Genomic DNA, 18,669 nt, shown 5'->3' on the forward strand with positions numbered 1-18,669 from the left:
GCACCACCATGAACAACGTCGCCGACGACTCACGCGCCAACTCCACCAACCCACGATGCAACCCCGGCTCCAACCGGAAACCCACACTCCCCCCACGATGCGTGAACACCGCAGGACGCGGACGATCCGCCGGAATCTCCAACTGATCCGGCAACCCCGCAAGACACCCACGCCAAAAACCCAACTGACGCGCCATCTCACTACCGCCGTCAGACTCCTCCCCCAACAACTCCCGCTGCCACAACGCATAATCCGCATACTGCACAGGCAACGCACCCCACCCCGGCACACCACCCGAACACCGCGCCTCATACGCCACCGCCAGATCCCGCCCCAACGGACCCAACGACCACCCATCACCCGCAATGTGATGCAACGTCAACAACAACACGAACCGCTCCGCACCCAACACGAACAACTCAGCACGCAACGGCAACTCCACCCCCAAATCGAAGGGGATGCGGACGGACTGGGCGATGGCCTCGTCGAGGCCGTCGGGGGCGACGTCGGTGACGCGGAGCGCGCACGGCGGCGCGGGGTCGAGGATGCGCTGCGACGGGCGGCCGTCGGTCTCGGGGAAGACGGTGCGCAGGCTCTCGTGCCGGGCGACGACGTCGTTCACGGCCTCGCGCAGGGCGTCCTGGTCGAGGGCGCCGGTGATCCGCAGGCCGAGGGGGATGTGGTACGTGGGGCTGGGCCCCTCCATCTGGTTGATGAACCACAGCCTGCTCTGGGCGAAGGACAGCGGTATCTCCGCGGGACGTTCGGCCGGACGCAGCGCCGTGCGCTCCGCCTCGCCGGCTCCGCTGAGGAGCGCCGCGAGCCCTGCCGGGGTGGGGTGCTGGAAGAGCCGGCGGATGGGCAGGTCGACGCCGAGGGTCGAGCGGATGCGGTTGACCAGCCGGGTCCCGAGCAGCGAGTGCCCGCCGAGGTCGAAGAAGTCGTCGGTGGGGCCCGCCTGGGTGAGGCCGAGTACGTCCGCGAAGAGGGAGCACATGATCTCCTCCTGCGGCGTGCGGGCGGCACGGCCCGCCCCGGACAGCGGCGCGGCGTCCGGCAGCGAGCGGCGGTCCAGCTTGCCGTTCGCGGTGCGCGGCAGTTCCTCCAGGACGGTGAGCGTGGCGGGCACCATGTACTCGGGGAGGCGTTCGCGCAGGTACGGGCGGAGTTCCTGCGCCAGAGCCGGGTCGCCGGCGCTGCTCAGGGGATCGTTGGTCAGCCCTGCGGCGGCCGGCCGCGGCACCGGCGTCCCGGAGGTACCGTCCGGCGCCCCCGGGCACAGGTCGGCGAAGACGGGTGCCGGTTCCGTGGAGCGGGGGGTGAAGACGGCGTCGAGACCGGCCTCGGGACCGGTGGCGGACCAGCCGAGGGCCAGGTGGTGGCCGCTGCGTTCGGCGAGTTCCGCGAGGTCGGCGGGGTCGGGGACGCCCGCGCCGGCGGTCGCCGAGAGCGCCGCGTGGGCCTGACCGGGATCCGCGCCGCCGGCGAGCAGGTCCGCCGCGGCGGTCTCGCCCGCGAGGCGTGCGTTGGGCAGACCGGTGACGCGCAGCGCCGTGCCCGCCTCCAGGAGTCCGGCGAGGCCGTCGGTGCTGTCGACGTCGCTGCCCCAGGCGAGGGCGGGCACGTCGGCGGCGCGCGGGGTGTGCTCCGTCGCGCTGTGCAGGACGACGTCGTAGCGGTGACGGCTGAGTTCGTTGTGGTGCACGGCCCGCTTCACGCGGATGTCGACGGCGTCGAGGGCGGGTACGTCGTCCCGCAGCGCCGTGAAGAAGGCCGGGCTGAAGAGGAGTTCCTTCTCCTGCAGGATGCTGCGCTCGACGGCGGCGCGGACGCTCGCCGCGTCGGCGGCGCCGCCGGCGCGGGAGGCGCGCTCCAGCTCGACGGCGGTGCGCAGGACGCGGTGGTGGCGCAGGTCGCGTACGTCGCCGACGAAGATGCGCCCACCGGGGGCGAGCAGCCGCGCGGCGTTGCGCAGCACCTCCACCGCGTACCGGGCACCGGGGAAGTACTGCACCACCGAGTTCAGAACAACCGTGTCGAAATACCCCTCCGGCAACGACTCCGTCTCCAGAGCCGAACCCACCCTCAACTCCACACGATCAGCCCACGGTTGACCCTTGACCGCCTCACGCAACCCCTCGACAGCCGCCGCCGACAAGTCCGTACCCCAATAACACTCCGAACGCCCCGCCAGCTCACGCAGCAACAACCCGTTACCCACACCGAGCTCCAGCACCCGCCCCGGACCCAGCGCCGCGATCCGCTCCACCGCGCCCGCCCGCCACTCCTCCATCTCCCCGAACGGAATCGCCACACCGTCGAAGCTGCTGTTCCAGCCGGCGTAGGGGTCCTCGCTACGCTCCCGGTAGAGGTCCTCGTAGATGCCGTGCCATTCCTGGACCTGTTCCGTCTCGGTGGGCAGGTCGCGGGCGGAGGGCCCCGATCCGTCGGCGGGGACGACGTAGGCGACGAGCTCCCTGTCGCCGGGGCGCTCCTCGCGCACCGTGACGGTCGCCTCCGCGAGTTCCGGATGGCGGGCCAGGGCGGCTTCGATCTCGGCGGTCTCCACCCGGAAACCACGGATCTTCACCTGCCCGTCCGTACGCCCCGCGAACTCCAGCACCCCGTCACCACGCCACGCAGCCACATCCCCCGTCCGATACATCCGCTCCCCCGGACCACCGAACGGATCAGCCACAAAACGCTCACCCGTCAAACCCGCACGACCCGCATAACCACGCGCCAGACCCGCACCCCCCACATACAGATCACCCCGCACACCCACCGGCACCGGACGCAGACCACCATCCAGCACATACACCCGCGTATTCGCCATGGGTGTGCCGATGGTGACCGGGTCGCCGGGGAGCAGCGGGGCAGCCGTGGACCAGATGGTCGTCTCGGTGGGCCCGTAGAGGTTGAGGACCTCGGCGGCGGTGCCGGTCAGGTCGGCCGCGAGGTCGTCCGGCAGGGGTTCGCCGCCGGTGAGGACGCGCAGTCCCCGCAGGGCGCCGGCGTGGCCGGGGACGAGGGTGCGCCACAGCGTCGGCGTCGCCTGCATGACGGTGGCGCCCGAGGAGGTGACGGCCTCCGCGAGGGCCTCCGGGTCCAGGACGGTGTCCTGGTCGGCGAGGACGACGGTGGCGCCGGTGATCAGGGGCAGGAAGAGCTCCAGCGCGGCGATGTCGAAGGAGACGGTGGTGACGGCCAGGAGACGGTCCCCGGGCCCCATGGGCACGCGTTCGCGCATGTCGGCGAGGAAGTTGGCCAGCGCCAGGTGCGGTACGGCCACGCCCTTGGGGCGTCCGGTCGAGCCGGAGGTGTGGATGGTGTAGGCCGTCTGGGCGGGGTCGGGCACGAGGGGCGTGAACTCCGAGGCGCCCGCGGCGTCTTCGGCCCCGTCGCCGCCGGGGTTCACGACGGGGAGCCCGGCCGGCAGGGCCGTCTCGTGGATGCCGTCGCTCAGGACGCAGACCGGGCGGACGTCGCCGAGGACCTGGGCGATGCGCTCGGCGGGATGCCGCGGGTCGAGCGGCACGTAGCCCGCGCCCGTCTTGAGCACGGCGAGCAGCGCCACGGGCATGCCGGCGGTGCGTTCGGCGAGCAGCGCCACGTGGCGCTCCGGCGCCGCGCCGAGCACGGCGAGCCGGGCCGCCAGCGCCGTCGAGCGGCGGTCGAGTTCGGCGTAGGTCAGCTGCTCGTCGCCGGCGCGCACGGCGACGGCCTCGGGCGTCTTCGCGGCCTGCTCGGCGAAGAGCTGCGGCAGGGCGGAGCCGGGCAGGGGGCGTTCGGTGTCGTTGCGTGCGACGAGCAGTTCGTAGCGCTCCGCCGCGGGCAGCATGTCGACCGTCGCGGCCTTGCGGTCCAGGTCGTGGGCGAGGAGTTCGAGGAGGCCGGTGAGGCGCTCGGACAGCGAGGCGATCTCGTCGCGCCGGTACAGGTCGCTGCGGTAGCTCAGCCGCAGTTGCAGGCGGGCTCCGGGCAGGACCATCAGGCACAGCGGGTAGTGCGTCGCGGCGTGTTCGCTCACCTCGGTGAGCCGGATGCCGCCCGCGGCGATCTGGAGGGTGTCCGGGTCCAGCGGATAGTTCTCGAAGATCACCATGGTGTCGAACAGTTCGGCTGGTTCGACGAGGCTCTGGATGGTGCTCAGACCGAGGTGCTGGTGGGGCATCAGCTCGCCGTGCTGGTCCTGCATCCGGTGCAGGGCCGTGGCCAGCGTCTCGCCGGGCATGGCGCTCAGCCGCACGGGGAGGGCGTTGGCGAACATGCCGATCATGGACTCGGCGCCCGCGAGGTCGGCGGGACGTCCGGAGACGATCTCGCCGAACGTGACGTCGTCGCGGCCGGTGAGGCCGCCGATCAGCAGCCCCCAGGCGCCCTGGACGAGGGTGTTGAGGGTCAGGCCCGCGGCGCGTCCGCGGGCGACGAGGGCGGCCGTCAGCTCCTCGGACAGGTCCGTGACGAGTTCGTCGGGCGTTCCCGTGGGGCGGCCCTGCTGCCCCTCCGCGACGAGGGTCGGCTCCTCGACGCCGGAGAGGGCTTCGCTCCACGCCTGCCGTGCGGCTGCCTCGTCCTGGCGGGCCAGCCACGTCAGGTAGCTGCGGAACGGGGGGACGGCGGGCAGCTGACCGGAGTCGCCCGCCTGCTCGTAGAGGCTGAAGAGCTCCTTGATGAGCAGGCCCATGGACCAGCCGTCGAGCAGCAGGTGGTGGTGGGTGAAGACCAGGCGGTGCGTGCGCGGGCCGAGGCGTATCAGGGTGAACCGCATGAGCGGCGGGCGCGCCGGGTCGAAGCGGAGCACGCGGTCGGCGGCGAGGGTGCGCTCGAGTTCGGCGGCGCGCTCGTCCTCGGGCAGCGCGGACAGGTCGAGTTCGTTCCACGGCAGGCGCACGGTACGGGGCACGACCTGCACCGGGCGGCCCTCGCGGCGCTGCTGCCGGAAGCCGGCGCGCAGGTTGGGGTGGCGCACCAGCAGCGCCTCGGCGGCGGCGCGCATGCGCTCGCCGTCCAGGGGGCCGTCGATGTCGAAGCGGAACTGCACCACGTAGACGTCGTCGCTGCCGCTGTCGTCGTACCGGGAGAGGAAGAGCAGTCCCTCCTGGAGCGGGGAGAGCGGGAGTACGTCTTCGATTCGGGACCTGGTCACTGCGTTGCCTCGTCTTCCTCGCCCAGTTCGCTCTCAAGCAGGTCGATGTCCGTCTGGCTCAGTTCCACCATCGGCAGGTCCGAGGGGGTGCGTCCGCCCGAGCCGTCGGCCTCGGTGTGGGCCGCCAGGGCCCGCAGCACCGCGAACCAGCTCTCGGCCAGCTCCCCCATGTCCTCGTGGGTCCACAGCGCGCCCGGCCAGGACCACAGGGCCGTGAGCCGCGGCCCGTCGGCGAGGTCGCGGGTGTACGCGTTGAGCGTGAGCGACCGGCCGAACGGCAGTGCCGGGTCGACGCTGCCGCCCAGGACCTGGCCCTCGGGTGCGGGTGACCAGTCGGTGTCCGCGGGCTCCGGGAAGCGTCCGAGGTAGTTGAAGAGCAGCTGGGCGCGGGCGCCCCGCGCCAGCTCAGGTGCGGCTCCGGGGTCGAGGTACCGCAGCAGGCCGTGGCCGAGGCCCTGCTGCGGCACGGCGCGCAGCTGCTCCTTGACGCGTTTGACGGCGCGCCCCAGCGCGGGCCCCGCGGCGGTGAGTTCGCGGTGGTCGACGCGGCCGATGTCAAGGCGTACGGGATGGAGGCGGGTGAGCCAGCCGACGGTGCGGGAGAGGTCGAGCTCCTCGCCCTCGATGTCGCGGCCGTGCCCCTCGACGTCGACGAGCAGGTCGGTGGCGTACGACCCGCGGGACCGGCGCCATTCGGTCACCGCGGCGGCGAGCGCCGTGAGCATCACGTCGTTCACGCCCGCGTGGAACGCCGCCGGAACCGAGGTGAGCAGCGCCCGCGTGGTCTCGGCGGGCAGTTCGACGGTGAGGAGGCGTGCGGTGCCCGCGGTGTCGCGGGCCGGGTCCGGCGGGACGAGCGACGGAAGGGGCTCCTCGGGGCGGGCCAGGTGGCGCCAGAAGGGGAGCTGGTCGCGCTGTCCGGGCCGTTTCGCGAGGGCTTCCATCCGGTGCGCCCACTGCCGGAGCGGCACGGCGACCGGCTCCGGTTCGGGGGTGCGGCCGGCCGCCACGTCGGGCCAGGCGGCGGACAGGTCGTCGATCAGGACCCGCCACGAGACGCCGTCCACCGCGAAGTGGTGCACCGTCAGGAAGAGGCGGCCGGGCTCGTCTCCGGCGTCGAACCACACGGCCCGCACCATGTCGCCGAGCGCGGGCCGCAGCAGCCGGTCGGCCTCGGCGCTCTCGCGTGCCAGGACGTCGCGCAGCGCGGCGGTTCCGAGGCCGCGCACGTCGACGCGGCGGATGCGCTCCGAAGCGGTGACGGACCCGGCGGGCAGCACCTCGGGGGACCAGGCCCCGTCCGGGCCCGCCGTCACGCGCAGGCGCAGGGCGTCGTGGTGGTCGATGAGGCTCTGCAGCAGCGAGGCGAGCCGCTTCCCGTCCAGCTCCGCCGGGACGCGCAGCACCACGGACTGGCTGAACCCGTCGACGGGGCCGTCGAGTTCCCTGAACCAGTGCATGATCGGCGTCATGGGAACGGGGCCTTCGGCCTCCGTGCCGGGTTCGTCCGCTTTCCCCTTGCGGGACTCGTCCTCGACCGGCACGGCGACGGCGGCGAGCCGGGCGACGGTGCGCTGCTCGAAGACGTCCCTCGGGGAGACCACCAGGCCCGCCTTGCGTGCGCGTCCGGCCAGCTGCATCGACATGATGCTGTCGCCGCCGAGTGCGAAGAAGTCGTCCTCGACGCCCACTTCGGTGGCGCCCACGACCTCCTCGAAGAGCCGGGCCAGCAGGGCCTCGCGGTCGCCCCGCGGCGCGCTTCCGGCCCGCGCGCCGGCGACGACGGGGGCGGGCAGGGCCTGCCGGTCGATCTTGCCGTTGGCGTTGCGCGGCAGTTCGGCCAGGACGACGCAGGCCGCGGGCACCTGCTGGCCGGGCAGCGTGCGGCCCAACTCGTCGCGGAGCGCGGCGGGTTCGACGGTGTGGCCGGGTTCGGGCACGACGTACGCGACCAGCCGGCGCACGCCCGGCGTGTCCTCCCGGGCCAGCACGAACGCCTGGGCGACGTCGGCACGGGCCTCCAGGGCGGCTGCCGTCTCACCGGGCTCGACCCGTTGACCGCCGATCTTCACCTGGTCGTCGGCGCGTCCGAGGAAGTCGAGGCTCCCGTCGGGGCGCAGCCGCACCAGGTCGCCCGTGCAGTACAGGCGGCTGCCGGGCGGCCCGAACGGGGAGGCGACGAAGCGGGCGGCCGTCAGGCCCGGCCGGCGCAGGTAGCCGCGGGCGAGCATGACACCGCCAACGTACAGCTCGCCCGCGACACCGGGCGGCACCGGGCGCAGCCACTCGTCGAGCACGTACAGGCGCGTGTTGGGCACGGGCGTGCCGATAGGGGCGGAACGCGGCCATGCGTCCGGGTCGGGCCCCATGGTGCCGGCGGTGACGACGTGGGTCTCCGTCGGCCCGTACAGGTTGTGCAGCCGGCGCTCCGGATGCCCCCGGAAGAGCCGTTTGACGTCGTCCCCGGGGGTGAGCGACTCCCCCGCCTGGACGATCTGCAGGAGCTCCGGGAGGTCGCGCCCGTCGGTGGCGGCGGCGTCGGCGAGGGCGTCGAGGACGGTGTTGGTGGTGTAGAGGTGTCGGGCGCCGTCCCGCTCCAGCCACGCCAGGAGCTCCCTGGGGTCGTGGCGGGCGAGGTCGTCCGCGACGGTGACGGACTGGCCCTGGGTGAGGGCGCACAGCATCTCCAGCGGCGCGGGGTCGAACGCGAGCGTGGAGAACTGGGAGACCACGGAGCCGGCCGGGCCCGGTATCGCCGCGGCGTACCAGGCCATCAGGTTGAGCAGCGGCTCGGCGTGCATCACCACGCCCTTGGGGCGGCCGGTGGAGCCGGAGGTGTAGAGCGTGTAGACGGGGTGTTCGACGCCGAGCGGGCGGAGGCGGTCGGCGTCGGTGAGGCCGGTGTCCGCCAACTCGGCCGTCTCCGCCTGGCACTTCGGGTCGTCCAGCACGACGGGGTCGGTGCCGGGCGGCAGCCGCCGGGCCTCGTCCGCGGTGGTGACGACCGCCGCCGGCTCCGCGTCCGCCAGCAGGAACGCGATGCGCTCGTCGGGGTAGGAGGTGTCGACGGGGGTGTAGGCGGCACCGGACTTCAGCACCGCGACGAACGCGACGACCTGCTCGGCCGAGCGCGGCAGGGCGAGCGCGACCAGCGCCTCGGGTCCGGCGCCGCGCCGCACGAGCAGCCTGGCCAGGCGGTTGGAGCGGGACGCCAGTTCCCGGTAGGTCAGCCGCTCCTCCCCGAAGACGACCGCCACGGCGTCAGGGGTACGCGCGGCCTGCCGGTCCAGCAGGACGGGAAACGGCTCGCGGGGGAAGGGCCGCTCCGTGACGTGCGGCGTCGGCACGGCCGCCGCGCGCTCCTCGTCGGAGAGCAGGCCGATCCGCGCGGCGGGCACCTCCAGGTCCGCGGCCATGGCGTGCAGCAGCCGGCGGACGCGCGGGGCCAGTTCGGCGGCGATCTCGGGGGCGCAGCGGCCCGGGTGGTACTCGACCCGCAGGCGCAGCCGCTCCCCCGGGATCACGACGAGGCTGAGCGGGTAGTGGGTGGCGTCGCGCACGTCCAGGCCGTGCAGGCGGAGGCCCGCGGACTCCAGGGCGAGGGCTCCGGCCTCCAGCGGGTAGTTCTCGAACACGAGGAGGGTGTCGAAGAGTTCGGGCTGCCTGACGGCCCGCTGGATCGCGGGCAGACCCACGTACTGGTGCCCCGTCAGGCGGGCCTGGGTCTCCTGCAGCCGGCGCAGGTTCGCGGCGAGGCTGTCTCCGGGACGGATGCGCACCCGTACGGGCACCGTGTTGATGAAGAGGCCGACCATCTCGGCGGAGCGGTCGACCTCGGGCGGACGTCCGGAGACGACGGCGCCGAACGTGACGTCGTCCCTGCCCGTCAGCGCCCCCAGCAGCAGGCCCCAGGCGCCCTGCACGAGGCTGTTGAGCGTGAGTCCGTGGCGGCGGCCCTGAGCGGCGAGCGCTTCCGTGGCTCTCTCGTCGAGTTCGATCCACTCCTGACGCGCGGGCGCGTCCGCGGCCTCCTCCGGCCCCGCGCCGGTCCCCGGGGTGCGGGCCACGGTGGTGGGCTGGTCGAGGTCGCCCAGCTCCGCGCGCCAGGCACGGGCGTCGGCCTCGGTGTCGCGGGCCGCGAGCCAGGCGAGGTGGTCGCGGAACGAGGGCGGCGGGGGCAGCGCCGACTCGTCCCCGTGGTGCTCGTAGAGCGCGAACAGGTCGGCGAGCAGCAGCGGCATCGACCAGCCGTCGATGAGCAGATGGTGGTGGCTGAGCACCAGCCGGTGCTCCTCGGCCCCGAAGGAGACCAGCGCGCACCGGGTCAGCGGCGGGCGGGCCGGGTCGAAGCGGCGGGCGCGGTCGGCCGACAGCACGCCTTCCAGGGCGGCTTCACGCTCGCCGGCGGGGGTCGCTGTCAGGTCGTGCTCGGTCCACGGCAGGCGGACGTTGCGCGGGATGACCTGCACGGCCCGCTTCATGCCGTCCTGCCAGAAGCCGGCCCGCAGATTCGGGTGGCGGCGCAGCAGCGCCTCGGCCGCGGAGCGCAGCCGCCCGGCGTCCAGGGGGCCGCGCAGGTCCAGGACGAACTGGACGACGTACACGTCGGCGGCCCGCTCGTCGTAGAGGGCGTGGAACAGCAGGCCGTCCTGGAGCGGCGACAGCGGAAGAACGTCCGTCAGTCCCGTACGCGTCACTTCGTCTCCTCAACTCGCGCCCGGCCGGTGGTGCATGCCGTCCCCCCGCGCCGTTCCGGATTCCGCAGGGCAGCATCCTTACAAAGGGCGCTGATTCCTCGCTGACGGAAACCTGACGGAATGGCCGCACCGAAGTGCGGGGCGGCGGCGGATTCTTTCGGCCCCTTCCGCCGGGGGAACCGGCTGCTAGTCTCCGGAAAGACGGAGCGGTATTCGGGCCGGCCGGGTCCGGGCCGCGGGCTGCCGGTGTGCCGGAGCGGCGGATTCGGATCCTTCGTGACTGGTCAGGCTGCCCGCCAGGGCTCACGCATACTCCTCACCGAGCCCCGCCGACCACGACAGGAGGCCGGACACGATGGGTGATGAAAATGCCCGCTGACATACGCGTCACCACCGGGGAGACGGGGTTTTCCTTTCCAGTGACACGCTTCGGAAAACATGCCGGGAATTGTCACGCATACCCGGCCCCGGAAGAATTCCGGGCGATGAGCGGTCCCCGTTCCCGGCGGCCGCGCGGCAGCGGCCCCTATTGCTGCCGGAGGCCGTGAAATGCCTGCAGCCGACACCGGCACCGCCGCCGTATGGCGGCCCGGCGCCACCGGCCCGCTGCGCGACCCCGGGCCGCTGCTGCCCGACCCGGCGCCGGTCCGCCGCGCGGGCACCCCGGAGGCGGCGCGCGTCGAAGGCGGCCTGGCCCGCGGGCTGTACGCCTCGCTCGTGCGCGGCAGGCGCTTCAACGAGCAGGCCACGGCGCTCGCCCGCCAGGGCCGTCTCGCCGTCTACCCCTCCTCGACCGGGCAGGAGGCCTGCCAGGTGGCGGCGGCAGCTGTTCTGCGGCCGGCCGACTGGCTCTTCCCCACCTACCGCGACACGCTCTCCGTGCACCTGCGGGGCGTCCCCGCCGCGGAGACCCTGGCGTTGCTGCGGGGATCCGAACACAGCGGCTACGACCCGCGCCGCTGGTGCACCGCTCCCCTGTGCACGCCCCTGGCCACGCACCTCCCGCACGCCGTCGGCCTGGCCCACGCCGCCCGGCTGCGCGGCTCCGGCGCCGTCGCGCTGGCGCTCGCCGGGGACGGCGCCACCAGCGAGGGCGACTTCCACGAGGCGCTGACCTTCGCGGGCGTGCTGCGGGCGCCCGTCGTCTTCCTCGTCCAGAACAACGGTTTCGCGATCTCCGTGCCGCTGTCCCAGCAGAGCGCCGCACCCTCCCTCGCCCACAAGGCCGTCGGCTACGGCGTCCCCGGGCGGCTCGTCGACGGCAACGACGTGTTCGCCCTGCACGAGGTCCTCGGCGACGCCGTCGACCGCGCCCGCTCCGGTGCGGGCCCCGTCCTCGTCGAGGCCGTGACGTACCGGATCGATCCGCACACCAACGCCGACGACCCGCGGCGCTACCGCAGCGAGTCGGAGGTCGCCGCCTGGCGCGAGCACGATCCGGTGCCGCTGGCGGAGAACCAGCTCCGCGCGGCCGGGCTGCTCGACGAGGCGACCGTGCGCGACGCCGCGGAGGCCGCCGAACGCACCGCCGCCGAGCAGCGCGCCGCCTTCGGCGAGCCCGCCGGCCCGGACGGGCCGGACGGCCCCCGGCCGGCGCCCGACGCGCTCTTCCAGCACGTCTACGCCCGTCCGACCGGCCAGCTGCGCGAACAGGCCGCGACGACCGCCGGGACCCGCGTGTCCGGCGGTCCCGAGGAGGCGCCGCGATGACCATGCTCGAGGAGGGCGGCCCGCCGCCGGGGACGGAGCCGCACCCGCCCGTCCGGCCCGGGGCGCGCGACGGGGACTTACCGCCCGTCGCCATGTCCCGCGCGCTCAACCGGGCGCTGCGGGACGCCATGCACGCCGACGCCACCGTGCACGTGCTCGGTGAGGACGTCGGCGCGCTCGGCGGCGTCTTCCGCGTGACGGACGGCCTGGCGGCGGAGTTCGGCCCGGAGCGGTGCACCGACACCCCTCTCGCGGAGGCGGGCATCCTCGGCACCGCCGTGGGTATGGCGATGTACGGGCTGCGGCCGGTCGTGGAGATGCAGTTCGACGCGTTCGCCTACCCGGCCTTCGAGCAACTGGTGTCGCACGTCGCGAAGATGCGCAACCGCACGCGCGGGGCGATGGCGCTGCCGCTGACGATCCGGATCCCCTACGGCGGGGGCATCGGCGGCGTCGAGCACCACAGCGACTCCTCCGAGGCGTACTACATGGCCACCCCCGGGCTGCATGTGTTCACGCCCGCCACGGTGGCCGACGCCTACGGCTTGCTGCGTGCGGCCGTCGCCTCCGAGGACCCCGTGGTCTTCCTGGAGCCCAAGCGCCTGTACTGGTCGAAGGAGCCGTGGAACGAGCGGGAACCGGAACCCGTGGAACCGGCCGGCCGGGCCGCGGTACGGCGCGCCGGACGGTCGGCGACGCTGATCGGCTACGGCCCGTCGGTTCCCGTGTGCCTCGACGCCGCCGAGGCGGCCCGCGAGGAGGGCTGGGACCTGGAGGTGGTGGACCTGCGTTCGCTGGTGCCCTTCGACGACGACACGGTGTGCGCCTCCGTGCGGCGGACCGGGCGTGCGGTGGTGGTGCACGAGGCGGCCGGGTTCGCCGGGCCGGGCGCGGAGATCGCCGCCCGGATCACCGAACGCTGCTTCCACCACCTGGAGGCGCCGGTGCTGCGGGCCACCGGGTTCGACATCCCGTATCCGCCGCCGCTGCTCGAACACCACCATCTGCCGGGCGTCGCCCGCGTCCTCGACGCGGTGTCCCGGCTGCAGTGGGAGCAGTGGTGAGCGCCGTGCGCCGGGAGTTCCGGCTGCCCGACCTGGGCGAGGGCCTCACCGAGGCGGAGATCGTCCGCTGGCTCGTGGCGGTGGGCGACCGCGTGGACGTCGACCAGCCGCTGGTCGAGGTGGAGACGGCCAAGGCGCAGGTGGAGATCCCCAGCCCGTACGCCGGCGAGGTCCTCGAACGCCGCGGCGCTCCCGGGTCGACCCACGCCGTGGGAGCCGTCCTGGTCGTCATCGCCGAGCCGGCCGGACGGGACCCGGGCGGCGGAATGCCCGCCGGGGAGCCGGTCCTCGTCGGCTACGGGACGCGGGACGCCGCCCCCGCGGTCCGCCGGCCCGCATCCGTTCCCGCCGCCGCGTCCGCCGGCGGACGCGCCGCCGCGCCGGCTCCCCCGCGGCAGGGGACGCTGGACGGCCCGGTCCCGGTGGTGTCGCCGCTGGTGCGCCGCATGGCGCGAGAGCACGGCGTCGACCTGCGGACGGTGCGGGGCACGGGTCCCGCCGGACTCGTCGGACGCTCCGACGTCACGCGGGCGATCTCGGCACCGGTCCACCCACGGGGCGCCACCCCGCCCGCCCGGAACGGCACACCAGCCGCGACCGGCAGCGGCCCGCCCGGAACGGGGCCCGGGGACGGCGTGACCGTCTGGCACGGAGCACGCCGCGCCGCCGCCCGGAGGGTGACGGACGCTCACCGCGAGATCCCGGCCGCGACGTGCTGGCGGGACGCCGACGCCACCGGTCTCCTCGACCTGAGCCGCGCATCCCGGGAGGGCCCCGGCCCGCGTGCCGGGGTGCTCGCTCTCCTCGCCCGGATGTGCGTGGTGGCCCTCCAGCGCCACCCGGAGCTGTGCTCACGCGTGGTGCACGGCGCGGACGGCACGGCCACGGGCGTCCGGGCCCCCGCCTCCCTCGGCCTCGGCATCGCCACCCACACGGAGCGCGGCGTGGTGGTCCCCGTCGTCCACGACGCCGGGCGGCTCACCACGGCCCAGCTCACGGCCGAGATCGGCAGGCTCGTCGGCGCGGCGCGCGACGGCACCCTCACCCCTCACGAGTCGACCGGCGGATGCTTCACGCTCAACAACCACGGCCCCCTCGGCACCGACGGCGCCGTCCCCCTGATCAACCATCCCGAGACCGCGATGCTGGGCGTCGGCCGGATCGCCCGCAGGCCGTGGGTGTCCGGCGACGCCGTGGTGCCCCGCAGTGTCGCTCCGCTGTCGCTGACCTTCGACCACCGGGTGTGCGACGGCGGCACGGCGGCAGCCTTCCTCGCGTGCGTCGCGGAGGCCGTCACTCGGCCCGGCACCCTGCTGCTCCACCTGTGAAGCCGCCTCCCCGGCCGCCCCCCGCCACCGCGTCGACGTGCAACTGCGCCGCACCGGACGGGAATTGCCGTTGTCCGCCCGCGCCCGCGGACGTACACTCCAAGGCATGATCTTCTGACCGGAGCGGCGGGATTCCACGAAACCCCAGCCATCCGCCCATGCGCAGGCGCACACCGCGCCCCGTGCCGGACGACGTCCGGCGATGGGCCGTGGGGCACCCCCGTGTCCCGGAGGAGATCCACACACATATGCCTTCTCAGCTCACTCTTTCCGGCGTGTCCAAGGGATTCGCCGACCATCTCGTCCTCGACCAGGTCTCGTTGAGCATCCGGCCCGGTGAGACGGTCGGCGTCGTGGGCGAGAACGGCGCCGGCAAGACGACGCTGCTGCGTCTGATGGCCGGTGCCGACGCCCCCGACGAGGGCACGGTCACCGTCGACACCGAGGGCGGCGTCGGGCTGCTCGGCCAGACCCTCGACCTTCCCGCGCACTACACCGTGAGCGACGCCATCGACTGGGCACTGGCGGACCTGCGCGAGATGGAGAGCCGGCTGCGCGCCATGGAGGCGGACATGGCCACCGCGGCACCCGCCGAACTCGACGCGTACGACGAGCTGGTGAACCGCTTCGAGGCCCGCGGCGGCTACACCGCCGACGCCCGCGCCGCGGCAGCCCTCGACGAGCTCGGCGTCGGGCACATCCCGCGCGACCGTCCGCTGAACGCCCTGTCCGGCGGCGAGCAGAGCCGCCTCGCCCTCGCCTGCATCCTCGCCGACGAGCCGAGCCTGCTGCTGCTCGACGAGCCCTCCAACCACCTCGACGACCGGGCCATGGGCTGGCTGGAGAACAAGCTGCGGCGCTTCCGCGGCACCGTCGTCGCCGTCTCCCACGACCGCGTGTTCCTGGAGCGCGTCACCGACGTGATCCTCGAGGTCGACGGCGACCGGCACACCGTCAACCGCTACGGCAACGGCTACGCCGGCTTCCTGGAGGAGAAGGCGGCGGCCCGCAGGCGCTGGGAGGAGGCGTACCAGACCTGGCTGGACGACATGGAGTTCCAGCGGGTGCGCAGCGTGACCACCGCGCACCGCGTCGGCTACGCCAACCGCTTCCACTCCAACAAGCTGCAGTTCCACAACCACGGGCTGCGGGCCGAGCGCCAGGTCGGCAGCCGCGTGCGCAATGCCCTGGAGAGGCTGCGGCGCCTGGAGGAGGACCCGGTGCCCCGTCCCCCCGACCCGCTGCGCTTCGCGGCGGGCCTCTCGGGCACCGGTGAGCAGTTCGACGGCCCCCTGGTGGCGCTGAAGGACGTGGTGGTCGACGGCCGGCTGCGCGTCGACGCGCTCAGCGTCGGCAAGCAGAGCAGGCTGCTCGTCCACGGACCCAACGGGGCGGGCAAGACGACGCTGCTGAACGTCCTGGCAGGGGTGTGCGAGCCCGACTCGGGCGAGGTGCTGCGCCAGGGAGGCATCAGCTACCTGCCGCAGGAGGTGACGGTCCGCAAGCCGGAGCAGTCACTGCTCGCCGCCTTCGCGGAGGGACGGGTGGGGACGCTGGACGAGCACCGCGAGCAGCTGACATCCCTCGGCCTGTTCCCCGCGGACTCCTTCCACGTGCCGGTGGGCGGGCTGTCGGTGGGTCAGCAGCGGCGGCTGGCGCTGGCACGCCTCGTCGTGCAGCCCGCGGACCTGCTGCTGCTCGACGAGCCCACGAACCATCTCGCGCTGACGCTGATGGAGGAACTGGAGGACGCGCTCGCCCTGTTCGAGGGGGCCGTCGTCATCGTCTCCCACGACCGGCGGCTGCGTGACCGCTTCGACGCCTCCCCCGTCGAGGTACGGGACGGCGTCCTGCGGGCCGCCGAGCCCGCGGGCTCCGCCCCGGCGTGAGGGCGCGCCGCCCCGGCGAACCGCGCCGGGGCGGCGGTCACCCTGTGATCGCCGGCGGCTCCGACTCCGGGCAGGGCACGGCCCGTTCGGCTTTCCGGGCCTGCTCCTGGGAATGAGTCTGGGTCTGGGCCTGCTCCTCTTCCGCTCCCTTGCAGCGCGGGCACCGGCACGGCGGGTACGCGATGGAGTACGGCAGGCTCACGGCACGTCACCGTCCTCGTCCGGTTCCTCCGGCCCGTCATCCCCCACCGGCAGCCGCTCGCCCCGGGACTCGGCCACAAGCAGCACTTCTTCCAGGGACTCCGTCAGGCGCCGGATCACGTACATGGCCTCACCGGGATCCGGCTCGCGGGGCAGCCCCAGCATGTCCCGGGCAACCGCGGCCATGAAGCGTCCGGACTTGACCTGCGACTCCTCCACCTCGTCTGCCAGCTGAGCGATCCGGCCGCCGGGGCAGTCGTCGGGCGTGCAGGCGGCGCGTCCGTCCGGCTCGCTCCAGGGCAGTCGGCGCAGCCGGGCTCTGCGCATCTCGGTGACGTTCATGCCCTGCATGTGGCATCGCTCCTTCGCGGTGGTGCCCACATCCCGGGCCGTTCGTCGCGGTCGCGGGGCGACGCTCCCCGACAAGGGAGCCTCCGTGTTGTGACGTTGTGCATACGGAGAGTTTCGCGGCAGCACCAGGGCTCTGTGGGGACGAAGGACGGGACGCTTCGACCACCATGGCGTAGTGTCTCAAGTGGCCCAAACGTCCCTGGAGTTCCCCTTGAATCGCGCCCTTTCAGATGCTATGACCGCTGCCGGTGTGAAGCCCTATCAGGTCGCAGACGCGGCTGGCGTGACCACCAAGACCGTGGAGCGCTGGCTTTCCGACACCGAGCGATGCCCTCATACAGTTGTGCGGGAAAAGGTCAGCGTCTACCTGGGAGTCAGTAGCGACATGCTGTGGCCACGCGCCATGCGGTCCACCGTCAAGACAGGGGCGGACCGGGAGATCGTGTCGGCGTACCCGTACCGGAACGCCTGCCCGTCGACCGTCTGGTCCACGCTGATCGACCGGGCGGAGCGGGAGATCACGTTCGCCGGGTACACGAACTACTTCATCTGGCAGGAGCAGCCCGCCTTGGCGGAGCGGCTGCGACGGAAGTGCGAAACCGGCGTTCGCGTCCGCTTCCTGATCGGCGACCCGGACAGCGAAGTCACCCGTCAGCGCGAAGAAGTTGAGGCAGTCCCTCTGACGGTGCGCACGCGCATCAACATCACGTTGGACGCGCTGGAGAAGATGCGCCCCTGCGAGGGCCTGGAGGCCCGTTACTCGGACAAGCACATCGCACTGTCCGTCTTCAGCTTCGACAACGAGGCGCTGGTGACGCCCCACTTGAGTTCGCTCCTCGGCCACGAGTCACCCATGCTGCACCTGCGACGGCTCAGCGAGGACGGTCTGTACGACAGGTTCTCCGGCCATGTGACGGCCCTTTGGTCCGAGGCCCGCCCCGTCTGGTGACCGGGCACGGCTCCGGCAGGGCGGCGCGTGCGCGCCGCCCCGCCGGGGGTTCGGGTGACCGCGGGCCGCGCGTTCACCGGGTCACCACGTCACGGGGATCTCCGAGAAGCCGCTGAGCATCGAGCCCGGGCTCGACCAGCGCAGGTTCGCCACGTCGGTCGCCAGGTCGAGCTTGGGGAAGCGGCGCAGCAACGAGCCGATGGCCACCTGGAGTTCGACCCGGGCCAGTGCCGCGCCGAGGCAGAAGTGGATGCCGTGGCCCAGCGCCGTGTGCTGGTTGTCGGGGCGGTCCAGGATCAGGCCGTCGGGCTCGTCGTAGCGGCGCGGGTCCCAGTTCGCGGCCTGTGTCGACGCGAGGACCGCGCTGTTGGCGGGGATGTGCGTCCCGCCGATGGTGACGTCGTCGAGCGTGACCCGGAACAGCGCGCCGTCGCCCGCGGGGGCGTAGCGCATCAGCTCCTCCACCGCGGACGGCAGCAGATCCGGGTCGCGGCGCAGCTGTTCGAGCCGGTCGGGGAAGCGCAGCAGCGTGAGGATGCTGCTGCCCAGCTGGTTCGAGGCCGGTTCGTACCCGGCGAGCAGCAGGATGAGCGAGAGCGAGCGCACGTCGTGCTCGGTCAGGTCCTCGTCGGTGGCGGCCGTCTGGACCAGGGCGCTGAGCAGGTCGTCCCCGGGGTTCTCGCGCTTGGCGACGACCAGCTCGTCCAGGTAGTTCTCCAGGGAGTCGCGGGCGGCCGTCCACTCCTCCATGGAGTAGCCGGTGAGCGAGACCATGATGTCGGCCCAGCCCCGGAACCGGGCGACGTCGACCATGGGGACACCGAGCAGTTCGCAGATGACGGTGATGGGGAACGGCGCCGCGAGCGACTCGACGATCTCGGCCGGCGGCCCCTGCTTCTCCATCTCGTCGAGCAGGCCGTCGACGATCTCCTGAAGCCTCGGGCGCATCCGCTCGACGCGGCGGGCGGTGAAGTTGCGGGAGAGCAGGCGCCGCAGCCGCGTGTGGACGGGCGGGTCCGTCGTCATCACGCTCTCGAAGGTCATCTCGGTCAGGCGCGGCGCGCCCGGCAGGTCCTGGCGGACGCTGAACCGGGAGTCGGAGAGGACGAATCGGACGTCCTCGTACCGGGTGACCAGGTATCCCGGGTCACCGGTCGCCATGGTGATCCTGGCGACGCGCTCGGTCTCGCGGAGCTCCTCGTACAGCGGCGGGATCTCCGTCGGGACCGCACGGTCGAAGGGGTACTGGTGACGCGTGTCGCTGGCTGCCATGTCTCTCCATGTCCCTCGGTGCGGACAGTCCGGTAAGCCCGCTCGTCTCGTCCGCCAGT

At 73.3% G+C, this 18,669-nt stretch carries 9 protein-coding genes; 5 read left to right on the forward strand and 4 right to left on the reverse strand.

The features are described from left to right. On the reverse strand, window positions 1-5,149 hold a 5,149-nt coding region (locus H181DRAFT_RS12290; protein WP_139131699.1), incomplete at its 3' end, for a non-ribosomal peptide synthetase. Then, window positions 5,146-9,846 (reverse strand): non-ribosomal peptide synthetase, encoded by a 4,701-nt coding sequence (locus tag H181DRAFT_RS12295; protein ID WP_052708560.1) that lies wholly within the window; start codon window positions 9,844-9,846, stop codon window positions 5,146-5,148. The genes H181DRAFT_RS12290 and H181DRAFT_RS12295, both read right to left, overlap by 4 nt. Before the next feature lie 549 nt (window positions 9,847-10,395). Here H181DRAFT_RS12295 and H181DRAFT_RS12300 point away from each other — a divergent pair. The 4 genes from H181DRAFT_RS12300 (at window position 10,396) to abc-f (ending at window position 15,837) form a co-directional block, all read left to right on the forward strand. Continuing rightward, a complete protein-coding gene (locus tag H181DRAFT_RS12300) occupies window positions 10,396-11,556 on the forward strand; it encodes a thiamine pyrophosphate-dependent enzyme (RefSeq protein ID WP_045864453.1) in 1,161 nt (386 codons plus the stop codon). A 92-nt stretch (window positions 11,557-11,648) separates the two neighbouring features. Next, complete coding sequence (locus tag H181DRAFT_RS12305; RefSeq protein WP_045864724.1) at window positions 11,649-12,620, forward strand: alpha-ketoacid dehydrogenase subunit beta; 972 nt, start codon at window positions 11,649-11,651, stop codon at window positions 12,618-12,620. After that, on the forward strand, window positions 12,617-13,948 hold the full coding sequence (locus H181DRAFT_RS12310; protein ID WP_045864454.1) for a dihydrolipoamide acetyltransferase family protein: 1,332 nt from the start codon (window positions 12,617-12,619) through the stop codon (window positions 13,946-13,948). The genes H181DRAFT_RS12305 and H181DRAFT_RS12310 overlap by 4 nt, the downstream gene beginning before the upstream one ends. A 248-nt stretch (window positions 13,949-14,196) precedes the next feature. Then, entirely contained in the window at window positions 14,197-15,837 is a 1,641-nt protein-coding gene (abc-f, locus tag H181DRAFT_RS12315; protein ID WP_045864455.1) for a ribosomal protection-like ABC-F family protein, read from the forward strand. A 198-nt stretch (window positions 15,838-16,035) separates the two neighbouring features. Here abc-f and H181DRAFT_RS12320 read toward each other — a convergent pair whose 3' ends face one another. Beyond that, a complete protein-coding gene (locus tag H181DRAFT_RS12320) occupies window positions 16,036-16,389 on the reverse strand; it encodes a hypothetical protein (RefSeq protein WP_052708561.1) in 354 nt (117 codons plus the stop codon). 283 nt (window positions 16,390-16,672) lie between these two features. On the opposite strand from H181DRAFT_RS12320, the gene H181DRAFT_RS12325 reads away from it, so the two are divergent. Beyond that, window positions 16,673-17,338, forward strand: coding sequence for a hypothetical protein (locus tag H181DRAFT_RS12325; RefSeq protein ID WP_254666811.1), 666 nt, complete (start codon window positions 16,673-16,675; stop codon window positions 17,336-17,338). 81 nt (window positions 17,339-17,419) lie between these two features. Here the strand turns inward: H181DRAFT_RS12325 and H181DRAFT_RS12330 are convergent, their stop codons facing one another. Further along, entirely contained in the window at window positions 17,420-18,610 is a 1,191-nt protein-coding gene (locus H181DRAFT_RS12330) for a cytochrome P450 (RefSeq protein ID WP_045864457.1), read from the reverse strand. Between the last annotated feature and the right edge of the window lie 59 nt (window positions 18,611-18,669).

Origin of the sequence: Streptomyces sp. WMMB 714 (assembly GCF_900090125.1) — a bacterium.
Taxonomy (GTDB): domain Bacteria; phylum Actinomycetota; class Actinomycetes; order Streptomycetales; family Streptomycetaceae; genus Streptomyces; species Streptomyces daqingensis.

Bases quoted from the DNA above. Each gene is read 5' to 3' on its own strand.
- H181DRAFT_RS12320 (WP_052708561.1), bottom strand. From the start codon at position 16,389: ATGCAGGGCATGAACGTCACCGAGATGCGCAGAGCCCGGCTGCGCCGA.
- H181DRAFT_RS12330 (WP_045864457.1), bottom strand. From the start codon at position 18,610: ATGGCAGCCAGCGACACGCGTCACCAGTACCCCTTCGACCGTGCGGTC.
- H181DRAFT_RS12305 (WP_045864724.1), top strand. From the start codon at position 11,649: ATGTCCCGCGCGCTCAACCGGGCGCTGCGGGACGCCATGCACGCCGAC.
- abc-f (WP_045864455.1), top strand. From the start codon at position 14,197: ATGCCTTCTCAGCTCACTCTTTCCGGCGTGTCCAAGGGATTCGCCGAC.
- H181DRAFT_RS12300 (WP_045864453.1), top strand. From the start codon at position 10,396: ATGCCTGCAGCCGACACCGGCACCGCCGCCGTATGGCGGCCCGGCGCC.